Below are 15,120 nucleotides of genomic sequence, written 5' to 3' on the forward strand. Positions count from 1 at the left end.
ATCACGATGCTTCCGGTGGCGCGTCCTCCCGGACCGCAGCCGGGGTCGCGGCGCGCGCCTGCTCGTCGGGCATCCGGTAGCCGCGATCCCAGGTGGCCCAGGACTCCGAATCCGCCGGATAGGGGTTGGCGGTGATCGGATCGCCGCGGTCACGGGCGTGGCGCCCCTCGTCGCTGATCGCGGCGGGCGAACGGGTCGACGGTGTCATCGGCGCTTCTCCGGCACTCACATCCCCGGGTCCGGAACCTCAGCGGTCAGCCCGGGCGTTGCAGGATCTACCGGACGCTCGCGCGAATGTTCCCCGCCTGGGTTGGTGCTCAGCGGCCCGTGTACCCGCGCGTCGCCGCCGCCGCCTTCAGGCGCTCGAACGCCGTCGCGTAGCGCTCGCGCAGGAACGCGGCGTTGGGCGGGATCCGGGTCGGACAGAGGTTGTCCTCGGTATCGGACATCTTGATCAGCAGCGCGGCGAGGTTGCCGGCCGCGATCAGGGTGGTGATCCGCTCGGAATACGCGATCCGACTCCGCGGCTTCGTGAGAAGCGTCACCGTCTCGACGATGTCGGCCTCGAAGCCGGCGGCGCGGAGGTCCGCCGCCGTGCGCGGCGTGTCCTCCAGCACATCGTGCAGGAGCGCCGCCTGCATGACTCGCATCGGGTCGATGTCGAGCCCGTCGATGAGTCGGGCGTGACCGGCCCGGGTCTGGGCGGCGTTCGCGACGCGTTCCAGGTGCCGCATGCACGGCTCGCCGCCCTTGTCGAGCTGACCCGCATGCGCCGTGAGGGCGAAGGTATGGGCATCGAAAATCGTCGGCACGCGACCGGCTCTCCAGATCGACCGGCCCGGATCGGCGCCGCACCGGCTTCCCGTTGCGGGAAGTCGGGTCCCCGCCGCGGCGTTCCCGCAGGATCGCCCGCCGCGCGGTGCCCCGTCGCCCGGTGCCGTCCCGGGGCGGGACTACCTCATTTCGTGGATGCGCAGTCTTCGCGCTCGATTCAAAAGTTCACGTTGGCAACACTATTGCTCAGCTCCCGTGGAATCGCCATCTGTTGTTCCATAATCGGACAAGCGGCGAGTCGCGCTTCAGGATCGAGACCATGACGTCCGGAACACTCGAGAAGCCGCTGGATGTCGGCGGGCCGCTGAGCCGCAGGGCGGCGGCGCTGGCCAACGTCCGCTGGTTCCGCGCGCTGGCGTGGCGCGCCCTGCGCGACGGCGGCCCGCGGGCCGAGCTGCGCGCGTCCAACGCGCGGGCCGCGGCGCGGATCGTGCTGCGCCAAGCCAAGCGGGAGGCGCTCGTCGCCCGCCTGGCGCGACAGGCCCTCGACGCCTCCGTCTGAGTGCGGGGCGCCGGATCGGCCGGGCGCTGGGCCCGGCCGCGGCGGTGCGCCTCAGCGCTTGAACTTGCCCTCGTACTTGAACTCCGGCGCCGCCTTCAGCTGGTCCTTGCTGGCGCCGATGATGGCCTTCCACTTCTTCGCGTCGGCGTCGTAGCCGAGCGCGATCGAGCTCGGCGAGACCGCGACGTAGCGCTCGCCCAGGCCGAGGAAGCCGCCCACCGAGACGATGTAGCCGGCCAGCTTCCCGTGATCGATCACGAGGTCCTTGATCTCGCCGACCGTGTTGTTCTGCGCGTCGGTCACGTTGAGACCGATGAGGTTGTAGCTGAGCACCGCGTCCTGCGGCACGGTCTCGAATTTGGGCGCGACCGTCTGCGGCGCCTCGTTGGCGGCGAGCGCGGGCCCGGCGAGGGCGGCGGCGGCGAAGGCGGCGATGACGAGGCGGCGCATGGTGTACTCCAGTGGCCCGGTATGGGTGGTCTGAAATGGCCGCCTCGGGCGCATCGTTCCGCGACTGCACGGAAATGTTAATGCGCGGAACATGGAACCTTCGGCCGGCGCGCGACCCGCGCGGCGAGGCCCCTCACGAGGCTCCGGCGCGGTGAACGGGGTGGCCAACTGTATCGAAGATCGACCGGGACAGATTGCCCGGCGGCGCCCCGACCGTTCCTGGCCGACCGCGCCCCGGCACGGCATGCCGGGAGCCGCACGTATCGGGAGGGGACATCCGTGGCGGGGGGAGTGATCGAGACGACGCGCGGACCGGCGACCGGCGCCTGGGTGGACGGCCTCATCGGCGTCGCGATCTTCAGCGCGTCGCTGGTCGCGACGCGCCTCGCGCTGACCGGCATGGACGCCCTGTTCCTCAGCGCGGCCCGGGCGGCGCTCGCCGGCCTCGCCGGCGCGGCCACCCTGCTGGCGCTCCGGCAGGCACGTCCGCGCCGGACCGATCTCCTGGCGCTCGCCATCGTGGCCGCGGGCGTCGTGGTCGGCTTCCCGCTCCTCACCGCGCTGGCCCTGCGCACGGTCGGCGCCGCGCACGGCACCGTCTTCGTCGGCCTGCTGCCCCTCGCCACCGCCCTGTTCGGCGCGCTGCGCTCCGGCGAGCGACCGTCACCGGTCTTCTGGCTGCTCTCGATCACCGGCGCGCTGGTCACAGTCGGCTTCGCCGCGCGGGGGCTCGACGGTCCGCCGGGTCCCGGCGACGCCTTCATGCTGGCCGCGATCCTGCTCTGCGGGCTCGGCTACGCCGAGGGCGGCGTCCTGGCCCGCCGGTTGGGCGGCTGGCAGGTGATCGCCTGGGCCACCGTCCTGTCGCTGCCCGTGAGCCTGCCCCTCGCGCTGCTGCTCCGGCCGGCCGAGCTGGCGGCGATCCCGCTGCCGGCCTGGGCGGGCCTCGGCTACGTCGCGCTGTTCAGCATGCTCATCGGCTTCGTGTTCTGGTACCGCGCCCTGGCGCGCGGCGGCATCGCGTCGGTCGGCCAGCTGCAGCTGCTGCAGCCGTTCCTGGGCCTCGGCGTGGCCGCGCTGGTCCTCGGCGAGCGGATCGAGCCGGCGATGATCGCCGCCGCGCTGGCCGTCGCCGCCTGCGTGGCGCTGGCGCGGCGCTTCGCCTGAGAACGGCGCGGAGCCGTCGGCCCGGGAGCGTCAGCCGGACTTCGCCACGACCTCGATGTCGCGGTCGAGCCCGCTCTCGACCTTGAACTCCCGGGTGTAGACCTGCCCGTCGTGGCGGGCGATCAGCACGTAGTCGCCCTCCGCCAGGGTGACCTGCGGGAAGGCGCCGATCGCCTCGCGGATCGTGTCGCCGCCGGGGGTGAGGACCGAGAAGGCGGTGCCCGCGAAGGCCTCGGCGCCGGGGGCGGCGACGAGCTTCAGGGTCACCGTCGCGGCGCGGTGGTTGAGTGTCGCCTCCGTGACCTTGCCGTTCTCGACGCGCAGGTCCGCGCGCTGGATCGCGTTCGATTCTCCGTAGGTCGAGACGACGTGGTACGTGCCCTCCGGCAGGCGCAGCAGCTCGCCGGTCTTGATGCCGGCGCGCACCAGCCGGCCCTCGGAATTGGTCCCCACCGGGACGAAGACCGAGAACATCACCTGACCGGGCGGGATCTTCTGATCGCCCACGGCGCCCGCGAGCTTCAGGGCGCCGGCGGCCACCCGCAGCGTGTCGGTCGTCGGCTGCCCGCCCATCACGATCCGCTTCGAGGCGCTGGCGAAGCCGTACGTCACGGTCGCCACGTAGGCGCCCGGCGCGAGGGTGAAATGCGGCTCGGCCTCGGTCGAGCGGGCGACGATCGACGGCCGCGTGCCGTCGCCGCGATCCTCGTAGATCCGCCACGCGAGCCCCTGGCGCAGGGCCGTGCCCGGTCCCGACAGGAGCGCCGACAGGGACAGCTGCGCGTCCGGCTCGGCCGGGGGCAGGGACGGCGGCAGGTTCGGGGTCGTGATCGACGGCGAGGGCAGGGCGCCGCCGAGCCGGTTCTGGAACGGGTCCTGCTGCGCGAGCGCGGCCGGCGGGCCGGCGGCGAGCATCGCCAGCGCGGTCGCTGCAAGCCTCATGCGCATCGGTCGGCCCTTCTCTGCTCGTCTCGCCGGTCGCGACACCGGATCGTCCAGGCCTGCCTCTGACTCCCGACCGTGGCGGCGGCAAGGCCGCTCTTCCACCGGCGGCCCGCGCATGCCACATCCCGGTCGGGACGCGATACCGGGACGGAGCGCATGACCGCCACCCTCGATCTCCTGAAGACCCGACGCTCGGTGCCGCCGGCGCTGCTGGACGAGCCCGGGCCCGACAGGGCGCAGCTGGACACCATCCTGACGGCCGCCTCGCGGGTGCCCGACCACGGCAAGCTCGCGCCCTGGCGCTTCATCGTCATCGCCGGCGAGGCCCGGGCGAAGGTGGGCGAGGTCATCGCGGCGACCTTCGCGGCCGACAATCCCGACGCGACGCCCGAGCGGCTCGCGCAGGAACGCGCCCGCCTGACCCACGCGCCGGTCGTCGTCGCGGTGGTCTCGCGGGCGGGTCCGCACGTGAAGATCCCGGACTGGGAGCAGGTGCTCTCCGCCGGTGCCGCCACCATGAATCTCGTGATCGCCGCGAACGCCGCCGGCTTCGCCACGTCGTGGCTGACCGAGTGGTTCGCCTACGACCGCCGCGTGCTCGACGCCCTCGGCCTCGCGCCCACCGAGAAGCTCGCCGGCTTCGTCCATATCGGCCGGGCGCGCGAGGTGCCCTCCGACCGGCCGCGGCCGGCCCTCGACGAGATCGTCACCTACCTGTGAAGGGACCGGCCGTGCACTACGACCTCGACCTGCCGCGCGAGTCGCGCGCCCTCCCGCACAACCCGCTGAAGGCCATCGTCGCGCCGCGACCGATCGGCTGGATCAGCGCCATGAACCGCGCGGGCGCGCTCAACCTCGCGCCCTACTCGTTCTTCAACGCCGTGGCCGACAACATGGTCGCGTTCTCCTCCTCGGGCCGGAAGGACGCGATGACCTTCGCCGAGGAGGGCCGGGAGTTCGTCTGCAGTCTCGCCACCTGGGACCTGCGCGACGGGATGAACGATTCCTCGGCGCCGCTCCCGCGCGGAACGAGCGAGTTCGCCTTCGCCAACCTGGAGACCGCGCCCTCGCAGAAGGTGCGGCCGCCGCGCGTGGCCGCCTCGCCGGCGGCCCTGGAGTGCCGGTGGCTCCAGACCGTGCCGCTGGTGCCCCTCTCGGGCGGGGAGGCGGAGAACTTCCTGGTGATCGGGCAGGTGGTATCGATCTACGTCGACGAGCGGTACGTCGCGGACGGAATGGTCGATACGGCGGCGATGCACCCGATCATGCGCGGCGGGTACTTCGACTACTTCCACGCTACCGCCGACACGCGCTTCCAGATGCGCCGGCCGAAGGGCGCGGGGGAGTTCACCGGGTCCTGAAACAGGAACCGGTCGCGCGCGGCCGATTGAGGACTTGTTTACCATAGCGGGCGCAGGTTCGGGCGGTCTCCAGCACCGTGCCCGCCCGGATGTTCCTGTTCACCACGCCGTCGAGCCCACCGGAGAACCCGCCGCCCCAGGCGCGGGCGCTGCCGGGCACGCCCGCCTCCGGGCCGGTGGTCCAGGCCATCCGCGACGGAGCGACGGCGAGCGGCGTCGGCTTCGACTATCTCCTGGCGACGGCGCGGCGCGAATCCGCCCTCGATCCCGCCGCCAAGGCCGGCACCTCCTCGGCCACCGGCCTGTTCCAGTTCATCGAGCAGACCTGGCTCGGCGTGATGAAGAATGCCGGGCCGCGGCTCGGCCTGCAGGCGCAGGCCGACGCGATCACCCGGCAGTCGGACGGCACCTACACGGTTCCCGACGCCAGCCAGCGGCAGGCGATCCTCGACCTGCGCCGCGATCCCAAGATCTCCGCGACGCTGGCCGGCGCGCTGACCCAGCAGAACGCCGACGCCCTCACGGGCGCCCTCGGTCGCGAGCCGACCGCGGGCGATCTCTACGCGGCCCACGTGCTGGGCGCGAAGGGCGCGGCCGCCCTGATCTCGACCGCCCGCGCCTTCCCCGAGCGCGCCGCCGCCCTCGACCTGCCGGAGGCGGCCGGTGCCAACCGGGCGCTGTTCTACGACCGCGCCGGCCGGCCGCGGAGTGCTGCCGAACTCTATGCCAGCCTCTCGGCGGCGGCCCAGGGCGCCGCGGCCACCGACCTCACCGGCCTGCGCCAGGACGGCGCCGCGGCGCCGCAGGCCGTCTCGGCCTACGCCAGCGCGGCGACCGCGTTCGGCGGGACCTCGGACCTGCGCAGCCTGTTCCAGACGGACCAGCGCGGCGCGGCCTCCGACGCCGCGGCCCGTCTCTGGCAGGCGCGCAACAGCGCCGCGCCGGTGCAGCACGCGGCGCCGACCTATTTCCCGCGCTCCGACGCCGAGCCGCCACCGCGCGTCGCCGTCGCGGAGCCCGCCGTCACGGGTGCTATCACGGGTGCCGTCACGGGTGCCGTCACGGGCGCAGCGGCCGGACCGGCGGCGACGCCGCCGGGCGCCGCCCTCCTCAATCCGCCGCTGCCGCCCCGCCGACCCGCGGACCTCGCGGCCGCAGCGTCCATGTCCGGCAGCAGGACCAGCCTGTTCGCCCCCCGGAGCGGTCGATGATCATCCGCGACTTTCTGGCCTGGACGCAGGACGCCTCGGCCGAGCGCCGGGCCGAAGCGACCGCGACGCTGGCCCGGACCTACCTCTACGGCGACCTGGGCGCCGACGCGGCCTGGGAGGCCAAGACCGCGCTGCTCGCGCTCCTCGACGACCCGTCGCCGCTCGTGCGCCGGGCGCTCGCCGAGACCTGCGCGGCCTCGGCGCGGGCGCCGCGCCCGCTGGTCGTCGCTCTGTCCTCCGACGTTCCCGAGGTGGCGCGGCCGGTGCTCGCCCGCTCGCCGGTCCTCACCGACGCCGACCTCGTGGACGCGGCCGCCCTCGGCGACGAGGCTACCCGCGCGGTGATCGCCGCCCGGCACCACCTCTCGCACGCGGTCGCGGGCGCCCTGGCGGAGATCGGCGAGACCGACACGCTGGTCGTACTCGCGGCCAATCCGACGGCGAAGATCACCGCGGGCCGGATGCTGCGCATGATCGAGCGCCGCGGCGACGAGGCCGCCCTGCGCGAGGCGCTCCTCGCCCGCGCCGACCTGCCGCCGGAGGTGCGCCATGCCCTCGGGATCGCGGTGGCGCGGGCGCTCGCCGACTTCGTCACCGACCGCGCTTGGCTCGGCGCCGAGCGCTTGGACCGGATGAGCCGCGAGGCCGGCGAGCGCGTCGCGCTCGAGGCTTGCGAGGGCTTCGGCGCGGCCGCCGTGACGCGGCTGGTGACCCATCTGCGCGCAAGCCGGCAGCTGACCGCGGGCCTGATCCTGCGCGCCGTGCTCTCGGGCCGGACGGACTTCGCGCTCGCCGCCCTGGCCGACCTGTCGGGGCAGGATCATGCCGGGGTCGCCCGGGCCATGCGCGACCCGCGCCTGTTCGCGGACCTGCACGACCGCGCCGGGCTGCCCGAAGCGCTCCTGCCGGCGATGCGGGCGGCGCTCGCCGCCTGGCAGGAACTCGCCCGCGCGGCGGCCCCGGTCCGGGGCACCGGCCTGTCGCGGCGCCTCATCGAATCCGCCATCGGAGCCTGCGGCGACCTGTCGGATCCGGAGATGCACCCGGTCATCACGCTGCTCAACCGCTACGAGGCCGAGGCGGCCCGCGACGAGGCGCGCGAGGTGGCCCGCGCCATCGCCGCCCAGGCGCTGGCGCGCGAGACCGCCCGCCGTGAGGCCGAGGCCGCCGACGCCGCGTGGCGCGCCGCCCTGGAGAGCCAGCGCCGGACCGCCTTCGCGGAGGAGACCGATACGGCGACCCCGGTCGTCGTGGCGATCGCCGACGCCGCGGACGGGCCTGCCGAGGCCGAGCCGGTCAACCCGGTGGGCGCGATCCTCGACGCGCTGCCCGAGCAGATCCTGGCCTGGTACCGGCCCGAGGAGGTCGACCCGGAGGTCCAGGCCGCGACCGACCTCGTGCTCGACGGACTGGGCGACAGCATCCTCGATCATTTCCGCGCCAGCCGGGACCCCGCCGGGCCGGAGCCGGCCGCGAGCGAGGATAAGCCGGAGCGGATCGCCGCCTGATCGCCGCCTGAATCCGCCAAGGCTCGCCGCTCGGGGGAGCGATGGCACCGGACATCTCCCGATATCGCCGGCTGTCGGGGGAGGAGCCGCGCTACGTCCTGGCGGAGGCGCGGACGCTGATCGCGGAGCGCGCCTACCTGTTCAGCCTCTACGCGGTCGACGTGGTCGCCTCCGACGGGCTGACCGGCCGACACGTTCTCGCCGTGCCGGTCTCGATCAGCGCGGTCTCGATCACGGTGGGCCTCGTCCTGACCGAAGCGGATTCCCGCAGGGCCGAGGCGGGCGATCTCGCGGGCGTCGCGTCCCTCGCCCAGGCCGTACAGGGCGGATACCGGCGCTTCCGAACCTTCCCGGCGAACGAGCTCGGGCGTTTCGTGCTCTGACGGCTCAGATCCGAGGCGGGCGCCCGGACCTGAACTCAGTTCGGCGGCCGATAGGCCTCCGGCGGCAGGTCGCGGAAGAAGGTCTCACCGGGGGCCTGCCCCGGCGCCGGCTTCGGTGCGATCCCGCTGCCGCTCCCCTCGGTGATGTAGCGCTGGCCGCCCGGCTCCGGCAGCACCGGTGCGGGGGTCTGGGGGGTCGGCGACACGATGTAGCGCTTCTGATCCGGCGCCCCGGCGCTCGGGGACGGTGCCGGCGGCGCGACGGGCGGCGCCGCGGGTGGCGCGACGGGCGACGCCACGGGCACCTGCGGCGGTGACGCGGCCGGCGTCCGCGCCGGCGGAACCTCGTCTCGGCGTGCCTCGGCCGCGGCCGGCCGGCTCGGGCGGCGGACGGCGGCCCGCGGCGCGACCCGTCGCGGCGGGACGCGCGCGACAACCGGCTGGGGGCGGGTGCCGGGCAGGGCGATCCTGAGGCCCTCCACCGCCCGCACGAGGTCGCCGAGGCTGGCCTCGGCGGTGCGGCACAGCCGGATCCGCAGGGAGATCGCGCGGCGCGCGAGCGGCTCCGCCTGGAACAGAGCGGGCGGCTGCCCGCCGGCGGACGCGGCGCCGCGTCCGCCCTCGATCCACTGCCACGCGTAGAGGCAGTCGGCGCCGAGCGCGATGCCCACCGGGCCGTAGGCGTTCCGCAGCGGCGGCCGCACCGTCATCGCCTGCCCGGGAAACCGGACGGCGATCTCCCCCGCGATCCCAAATTCGCTGGGCTTGGCCAGCCGCGGCGGGAAGGCGAGGAGTAGGTCGGCGGTCTCCCGGCGCAGGGCGATCTCGGCGTGGTTGCGACCGTCGCCGCCGGCATAGCGCAGCCGCTGGTCGAACCCATCGCGCTCGCGCGTCTCGATCACCGCGGTCAGCGTCCCGGCGCCGGGCAGGGTCAGGACCGGAGCCGTCTGCGCCCGCGCGACGGCGGGCAGCAGGAGACACACCAGGGCGCAGAGCCGGGCCGTACGGATCGCCGCGCGCCTCACGGGGTGGTCCGCTCGGTCGTGGCGGAGGTGTCGTAGGCCGAGCGCGCGGGCAGCTGGAACCGCTTCGCCTCGGAATTCTCGGGTCGCCCGCGCTCGGCCTGCTGGTCCTGCCACAGGGTGCCGGCGGCGGGCGGCGACAGGAATTCGGGCTTGTCGACGCCGCGATAGTCCGGGAGCAGGGCGTAGCCGAACCGCTCGTACGGCATCGGACCCGCGCCGGGCACGCGCCGGGCCACCAGGGGCGGCGCCGGGGTCGCGGGCTCGCGGGCGTAGGTCCCCGCGGGAACGGGCTCGGCCAGGACCCGCACGAGCCCCGGCGGCGGGTAGCGGAGCGCGTTCTCCATGGAGACCGCCAGGGGGAACTCGTTGCGCTGCACGGCGAGGGGCTTGGCGTCCGCGCCGGCCGGCGGCAGGTCCGGCCGCGGCACCCGGTTGATCGGCGGCGTCTCGACCCGCGCCGCGGGCGCGGCGTGCCGCCCGGGTGCGGGCCCGGCGGCGGCGGGCACGGGGTCGCAGGGCAGCGGCGACCCGCCGGCATTCTCGCGGAACAGCAGGTCGACCACCTTCGCGAAGAGGCCGTCGTAGCGGTTCACGACCTCGAGGTACGGACGCTGCCGCTTCAGGCGCTGCAGGGTGAGGGCGTAGCCGAAAACGGTCCCCTCGCTCGGCATCCAGGCGACGGCCCGCTGGAACCACTCCAGCGCCGTGTCGAACTGGCAGGAATTGTAGGCGTACCACGCCAGCCCCTGGGCGCCTTCGCCCGAGGTGGAGGCCGTCACGACCTGGGCGTAGCGGGCGATGCGCGCGGGCTCGATCGCGAGCGGGCGGGGCAGCGTCAGCTTCTGCTCCAGGATGTCGATGTAGAGCAACTCGTTGCCCACGAACTTGTCGCGCCACGCGTAGGCGACCTCCTCGGCCTCGCGCGCCATGTCGAGCTGGCGCAGGGTCAGGGCGAGTCCGTGGGCGACCATCGCGTCGCCGCCCCGGGCGATCGCCTGCTTGAACCATTCGAGCGCCTCCCGGAACTGGCGGCGCTTGTAGGCGTACCAGCCGAGGAGGCTCGTCTGGGTGGGATCGCCGCTCTTGCGGGCGACGGCCTGGAAGGCCGCGAGATCGGCGGGGGTCGGGGTCTCGGCGCTCTCCTCGTGCAGGAAGGCCGCGATCCGGGCACGGGTGATGTCGAGGCGGATCGCGTCGAATTCCGAGGCCCCGTTCGCGCCCCGATGCCCCATCTCGATCAGGCGCTCCGCCTGCGCCATGCGCAGATGCGCCATCGCCTTCTGGATGGTGGCGAGGCGCACGCCGGAATCGGCGTTGCCGTCGAGGATCGACTTGTAGAGCTCGAAGGCCTCGTCGCCCGAGCCGGTATCGCCCAGGGCGTCGGCGACCATCCAGATGCTCTGGACGTCGAGCGGATCGAGGGCGCCGGAATCGGCGCGGTAGAGGTCGATGATCGCGTCGGCGTCCTTGCCGGTGAGCGCCGTGATCCGGGACCGGAACTCGGCCCGGCGGAGCTTGCGCGCGAGCTCCTCGGAGGGCTGCCACGCGGGGTCGATCGACCTGCGCGCGACGATCGCCGCGCGGAGGTCGTCGAACCGCCCCGCGGTGAAGAGGTCCCACAGGGGCGCCTCTTCGGGCGGGCTCGGCTGCAGTGCGTTGAGGTCCGGCGGCTCGTTCCAGCCGGGATAGAGCCGCTTCAGGCGGGCGATCTCGGCCTTCATCCGAGCCGTCTGCTTCTGGGCCGCGTAGTAGCGCAGCGCGCTCTCGTCGACCATGTCGGTCGTGCGGGACGTGGCCGGGTCGGCCAGGATCGCCGGGGCGCGCGGGCCGTCGCCGTAGACGATGCGGGGCTCGGACCGTGTCGGCGCGGCGGGAGACTGCGGCGCGGGACCGGGTCGCGCGTCGACCTGCGCGGCGGCCGGCGCGGTGGACAGCGCCAGCATCAGGAGGCAGGGCGCGGCCGGTCGGAGGCGTGCCGGCGGACGACCGGTCAGGACTTCAGGCATGACGGGTAACGCATGCGGGCCGCGGTCAGGGCGAGGAGGCTCAGAGTGGCCGGGTAGTAGTTCTGGTTGCCGATGTCGCCGCGCGCATCCTCGGGGAAGGGCGTCCCGTCGAGGGCGCAGGCCACCAGGGCCGGGAGCCCCATGTAGCCGGCCTCGGTGAGCCACTCGACCTTCCGCCCGTCGCCGGTGTCGACGATCGGCAGCCGTTCCCGATCGGCGCCCGACCACAGGGCCTGGAACGGCGCGAGGTCGTCGGGCCGCACCAGCCCCGCCCAGACGAGGTAGAGCGGGATCCGGATGGCGTTGTAGGAGAACAGCGGCGGGAAGCCGTTCGCGGGACGCGGCGCCTCCTTGGCGGAGATCCACTCGGTGGGCAGGTTGCTCGGACCGAAGCGCGACTGCCGCAGCAGGGCGAGGCCGCTGCGCGTCAGGGCCGCCCAGTCGTATTCCGGCGCGACGAGGGCGAGGCGCGGGAACGCGGGGAAGATCCAGTAGGAGAGGTTGATCAGCGGACCGTCCGGGCGCTCCCGGGCCGAGAAGCCCGAGACCGCGGGGAGCAGCAGCGCCCCGTGCGCGTCCCGGAACAGGATGGTCTTGCGCCCGAACTCGATGGCGATCCGGCGCGCGGCGGTCCGGTAGCTCGGCTCGTTCCAGGCCTCGGCCGCCTCGGTGAGCGCCCAGGCGATCAGGATGTCGCCGTCGGTGGCGTTGTTCATGTCGCTCACCGCCGGACGCTTGTCGGGTGACCAGCGCCACGCCAGCAACTCGTCGCCGCGGACCATCAGGTTGGCCCGGGTCCAGCCCCAGATCCGCTCGAAGCTGACCCGATCACCGGCCGCCACGGCGAGCAGCATGCCGTAGCCCTGGCCCTCGCTGTGGCTGATCTGACCGTTCGCGGTGTCGACCACGCGCCCCTGGTCGGTGATGAACCGCGCGCGGTAGGCCCGCCACGCGGCGTCGTTGCCGAGCTTGCCGGCGAGCCCCTGGGTCGCGGTCCGGGGCGCCTGCGCGGGCTGCGTGCCCGGCTGCGCGGTACTCGGAGGCACGGCGGGCTCGTCCTGGGGCGAGGCGGCCGCCGCGGGCAGGATCGCCGCGGCGAGGAAAGCTGCGGCGAGGGGGGTGCGGGCGCGGCGGCTCATGGATTCTTCCTGCCGACGTTGCGCACGAGACTCGTGGTGGCCAGGCCGAGGCAGAGAGCCATCGCGAGGGTCATGCCCACGTAGTATTCCGTGTTGATCGACAGCCAAGCCGCGGACACGAGGCGCAGGTTCGGCAGAGATCGCGGCTGCGTCTCGACGATCTCGATCCGCTCGGGCCGGGACGTCACCAGCGTGCCGTTCGACGCGTCGAGGAAGGCGGCGCTGCCGCCGAGCCTCGCCCAGACCACCGGGTCGACGAGGCAGGAGACGGACGCCTTCAGCAGCGACGCGTTCGGCGCGGTCACGATCACGGTGTTGCTCGCCTGGACCGGGGGTCCCTCGGCGATGAGCAGCGAGGCCGTCGCCGGAACCTCGACCGTCTCGTCCGGCTTCACCTGCGCCGTGATCGTCTGGCGCAGGGAGCGCACCGTGCCGGTGATCTCGTTCCAGACGCTGTCCAGGGCCGCCCAGATCTGGCGCGAGCCGCGTGTCGACGCCTCCCAGCGGTCGATGAGTTCACGGTCCGACGCGGAGCCCGGCGAGGGGGCCGGGGCCGTGGTCGGGGAGGGCCCGGCGCTCGTCGGGCCCTGGGATTGCGGCGCCTGCTGGGCCGGGGCGGGCTGCGCCGGGCGCACCTGCGGGATCAGCGTCGGCAGGGCGCAGCGCATCGGCAGGTTGCGGCGCAGGCGATCGAGGGTAAGCACGCCCTCGGGACCGAACTGACCCGGGGTGGCCACCATGTCGGCGCGGCCTTCCCAGACCCGCTGGACCTGCTGCGGATCGAAACCGACCGATTCCAGGAGCGCCGGGTCGAGGGCGCGGGCGGGCGCGACCACGAGCTGGCTCGTGTCGGACACGACCTGCTGCTGGGTCACGACCTCGAAATCGATGACGCGCTCGGCCGCCATCGCCAGTCGGGCGGCGAGGGTCGCGGCCGCGTCGGCGCTGTCGCGGTCGGGCGTCGGCAGCACGAGGCGCGCGCGCTGCCCCGGGACGACGAACGGTACGGCGCCCCCCTTGATCGCCGCGAGGTCGGGGCTGCGCGCCGCCCGGGCGAAATGCGGGATCTCGATCCGCGATCGGTCGAGGAACAGGAAGCGCGCCTGCTTGGCCGCCGGGCTGAGGGTGTCACAGACTTGGTCGGCGGCGTTCGGCAACTGCGCCGAGATCTCGACGTGGTTCACCCCCGGGCGCCAGAGGCTGAAGGGCAGGGGGATCGCGCTGTCGTCGAACACCTCGCCGCGCCCGTCGGGCAGCGGGACGCTGGCCGCGTTGCGCCCGTTGATGTCGATGACGATGCGGGCCTCCGAGGAGAGCCCGGCCACGTAGGCCCCGGCCAGGTGGAGCATCACCTTGCCGTAATCGGCCGGGACGAAATCCCCGGGAAAGCGGAGGGCGAAGCCGACATGGAGCAGGCGCCCCGAGAACTCGCGGGACGTCACGCCGAGGCGGTCGAGCGTCAGGTTCTCGCCGCCGTGCACCATGTAGCCGCGGAACAGCTGGACCGCCTTGAGCCCGCTCGGCGTCCCGTTGTCGGGTGGGACGGCGAGGTTGGTGATGGCCTGACGGACGTCCTCATCGCGGGCCCCGGTGACGACCAGGGTCGGCGGTGTGTTCGGCCGCGTCGGCAGGATGGCGAGGCGGGGCCCGCTGATCGGGCCGAGTTCGGGAACGCCCTCGACGCCGGTGATCTCGGAGGCTGTACCGACGACGAGGTTGATGCCGTTTCGGCCCTGCAGTGGAGGGCCGAAGGTCACGGTCGGACGGGCGACCCGCCCCACGAGGGCGAGGGCCTGCACCGCCTCCATCATCCGCTCCAGGCGGGCCAGGTTCGGACGCTCGTTCAGGATGACCTGGATCGGCAGGGCGCCGCTCTCATCCGGCTCCGCCGCGGCGAGGGATCGGACGTCCATGTCGGTCGCCGTCGGGACCACGAGGCCGGATCGCGACGGATCGATCTGCGTCCACAATTCGTAGGTCGCGCCGACCGAGCAGTCGACGCGGTGGCGCTGGCTGGCGGTGAAGGTGACGGCGTTGTAGCCGGGCTTCAGCACGCCGTCGCCGATGGCGAACTCCACCACCTTCACGGCACCGGGCGCCTGGATGCGGGTCCAGCCGACCTTCGTCCCGTTGACGAAGGCAGCGAGTTCGGAACTCTCCGGCGCCACCGAGATCGCCGACAGGTAGGAGAGGCGCAGCCGTGCCGGTCCCCGCGTCTGCGCCTCGGTGAGGTAGACGGGGTAGCGCAGGGAATCCTCTTCCCCGGTCAGGCGGAAGCCGCGCGGGCCGGACGGAAGCCGGCGCGCCGGCGCGATGGTCGCCTGGATCGCCGCGCGCGGCACCGTCTGAGGCGCGGCGGTCCGGGGCGGCTCGGACGGGCGCGCGGTCGGCTTCGTCTCCGTCGCCGACGCGTCCGGCCGGCGCGCGGGGCCCGACCCGTCCTCGGACGGCGCGCGCAGGGCGTTGCCGCTCGGCGGGACCGTCAGCCGTTCCGCCGGCCCCGAGCCCAGGAAGCTCTGGGCCAGGGCAGGAACGCTCGCGAGACCGAGCAGCAGTCCCAGCACGGGGAGGCAGAGCCGAGCACCCATC

15 protein-coding genes are annotated in these 15,120 nt (G+C 73.9%); 7 read left to right on the top strand and 8 right to left on the bottom strand.

Going from position 1 to position 15,120, the window contains the following annotated elements; translation table 11 throughout:
- Position 1 precedes the first annotated feature (1 nt).
- Together ACLBYG_RS01965 and ACLBYG_RS01970 are read right to left on the bottom strand one after the other, a co-directional pair.
- Positions 2 to 208: a hypothetical protein gene (locus ACLBYG_RS01965; RefSeq protein ID WP_020091628.1), complete on the bottom strand. Its 207-nt coding sequence runs from the start codon at positions 206 to 208 to the stop codon at positions 2 to 4.
- Between the two features lie 109 nt (positions 209 to 317).
- Positions 318 to 812, bottom strand: coding sequence for an HD domain-containing protein (locus tag ACLBYG_RS01970; RefSeq protein ID WP_447680428.1), 495 nt, complete (start codon positions 810 to 812; stop codon positions 318 to 320).
- 281 nt (positions 813 to 1,093) lie between these two features.
- On the opposite strand from ACLBYG_RS01970, the gene ACLBYG_RS01975 reads away from it, so the two are divergent.
- Positions 1,094 to 1,336 carry a hypothetical protein gene (locus tag ACLBYG_RS01975; RefSeq protein ID WP_020091630.1) on the top strand — a complete coding sequence of 81 codons (243 nt, stop codon included), beginning with the start codon at positions 1,094 to 1,096 and terminating at the stop codon, positions 1,334 to 1,336.
- 51 nt (positions 1,337 to 1,387) lie between these two features.
- Here ACLBYG_RS01975 and ACLBYG_RS01980 read toward each other — a convergent pair whose 3' ends face one another.
- The gene (locus ACLBYG_RS01980; RefSeq protein WP_020091631.1) at positions 1,388 to 1,786 is read right to left on the bottom strand and encodes a PRC-barrel domain-containing protein; all 399 of its coding nucleotides are present in this window, start codon (positions 1,784 to 1,786) and stop codon (positions 1,388 to 1,390) included.
- A 279-nt stretch (positions 1,787 to 2,065) separates the two neighbouring features.
- On the opposite strand from ACLBYG_RS01980, the gene ACLBYG_RS01985 reads away from it, so the two are divergent.
- Complete coding sequence (locus ACLBYG_RS01985) at positions 2,066 to 2,953, top strand: DMT family transporter (RefSeq protein ID WP_447680429.1); 888 nt, start codon at positions 2,066 to 2,068, stop codon at positions 2,951 to 2,953.
- A 30-nt stretch (positions 2,954 to 2,983) separates the two neighbouring features.
- Here the strand turns inward: ACLBYG_RS01985 and ACLBYG_RS01990 are convergent, their stop codons facing one another.
- A complete protein-coding gene (locus ACLBYG_RS01990) occupies positions 2,984 to 3,901 on the bottom strand; it encodes a hypothetical protein (RefSeq protein WP_026604700.1) in 918 nt (305 codons plus the stop codon).
- 153 nt (positions 3,902 to 4,054) lie between these two features.
- Here ACLBYG_RS01990 and ACLBYG_RS01995 point away from each other — a divergent pair, with 153 nt between their 5' ends.
- The 5 genes from ACLBYG_RS01995 (at position 4,055) to ACLBYG_RS02015 (ending at position 8,361) form a co-directional block, all read left to right on the top strand.
- A complete protein-coding gene (locus ACLBYG_RS01995) occupies positions 4,055 to 4,618 on the top strand; it encodes a nitroreductase family protein (protein WP_447680430.1) in 564 nt (187 codons plus the stop codon).
- A gap of 11 nt (positions 4,619 to 4,629) precedes the next feature.
- Positions 4,630 to 5,259, top strand: a complete 630-nt coding sequence (locus ACLBYG_RS02000) for a flavin reductase family protein (protein WP_020091635.1) — start codon at positions 4,630 to 4,632, stop codon at positions 5,257 to 5,259.
- Between the two features lie 89 nt (positions 5,260 to 5,348).
- Complete coding sequence (locus tag ACLBYG_RS02005; protein ID WP_447680678.1) at positions 5,349 to 6,470, top strand: lytic transglycosylase domain-containing protein; 1,122 nt, start codon at positions 5,349 to 5,351, stop codon at positions 6,468 to 6,470.
- Complete coding sequence (locus ACLBYG_RS02010) at positions 6,467 to 7,978, top strand: DUF2336 domain-containing protein (protein WP_447680431.1); 1,512 nt, start codon at positions 6,467 to 6,469, stop codon at positions 7,976 to 7,978. Before ACLBYG_RS02005 ends, ACLBYG_RS02010 begins: the two co-directional genes overlap by 4 nt.
- Positions 7,979 to 8,019: 41 nt before the next feature.
- Positions 8,020 to 8,361: a hypothetical protein gene (locus ACLBYG_RS02015; protein WP_447680432.1), complete on the top strand. Its 342-nt coding sequence runs from the start codon at positions 8,020 to 8,022 to the stop codon at positions 8,359 to 8,361.
- A 35-nt stretch (positions 8,362 to 8,396) separates the two neighbouring features.
- Here ACLBYG_RS02015 and bcsN read toward each other — a convergent pair whose 3' ends face one another.
- Genes bcsN through ACLBYG_RS02035 form a run of 4 tightly spaced genes read right to left on the bottom strand, consistent with a single transcriptional unit; the run spans position 8,397 to position 15,119 of the window.
- Positions 8,397 to 9,386: a cellulose biosynthesis protein BcsN gene (gene bcsN / locus ACLBYG_RS02020; RefSeq protein WP_447680433.1), complete on the bottom strand. Its 990-nt coding sequence runs from the start codon at positions 9,384 to 9,386 to the stop codon at positions 8,397 to 8,399.
- Entirely contained in the window at positions 9,383 to 11,392 is a 2,010-nt protein-coding gene (locus ACLBYG_RS02025; RefSeq protein WP_447680434.1) for a hypothetical protein, read from the bottom strand. Before ACLBYG_RS02025 ends, bcsN begins: the two co-directional genes overlap by 4 nt.
- A complete protein-coding gene (locus ACLBYG_RS02030) occupies positions 11,377 to 12,531 on the bottom strand; it encodes a glycosyl hydrolase family 8 (protein ID WP_447680435.1) in 1,155 nt (384 codons plus the stop codon). The genes ACLBYG_RS02025 and ACLBYG_RS02030 overlap by 16 nt, the downstream gene beginning before the upstream one ends.
- Positions 12,528 to 15,119: a cellulose biosynthesis cyclic di-GMP-binding regulatory protein BcsB gene (locus ACLBYG_RS02035; RefSeq protein WP_447680679.1), complete on the bottom strand. Its 2,592-nt coding sequence runs from the start codon at positions 15,117 to 15,119 to the stop codon at positions 12,528 to 12,530. Before ACLBYG_RS02035 ends, ACLBYG_RS02030 begins: the two co-directional genes overlap by 4 nt.
- Position 15,120: the final 1 nt, after the last annotated feature.

The organism is Methylobacterium sp. D53M, assembly GCF_053345625.1.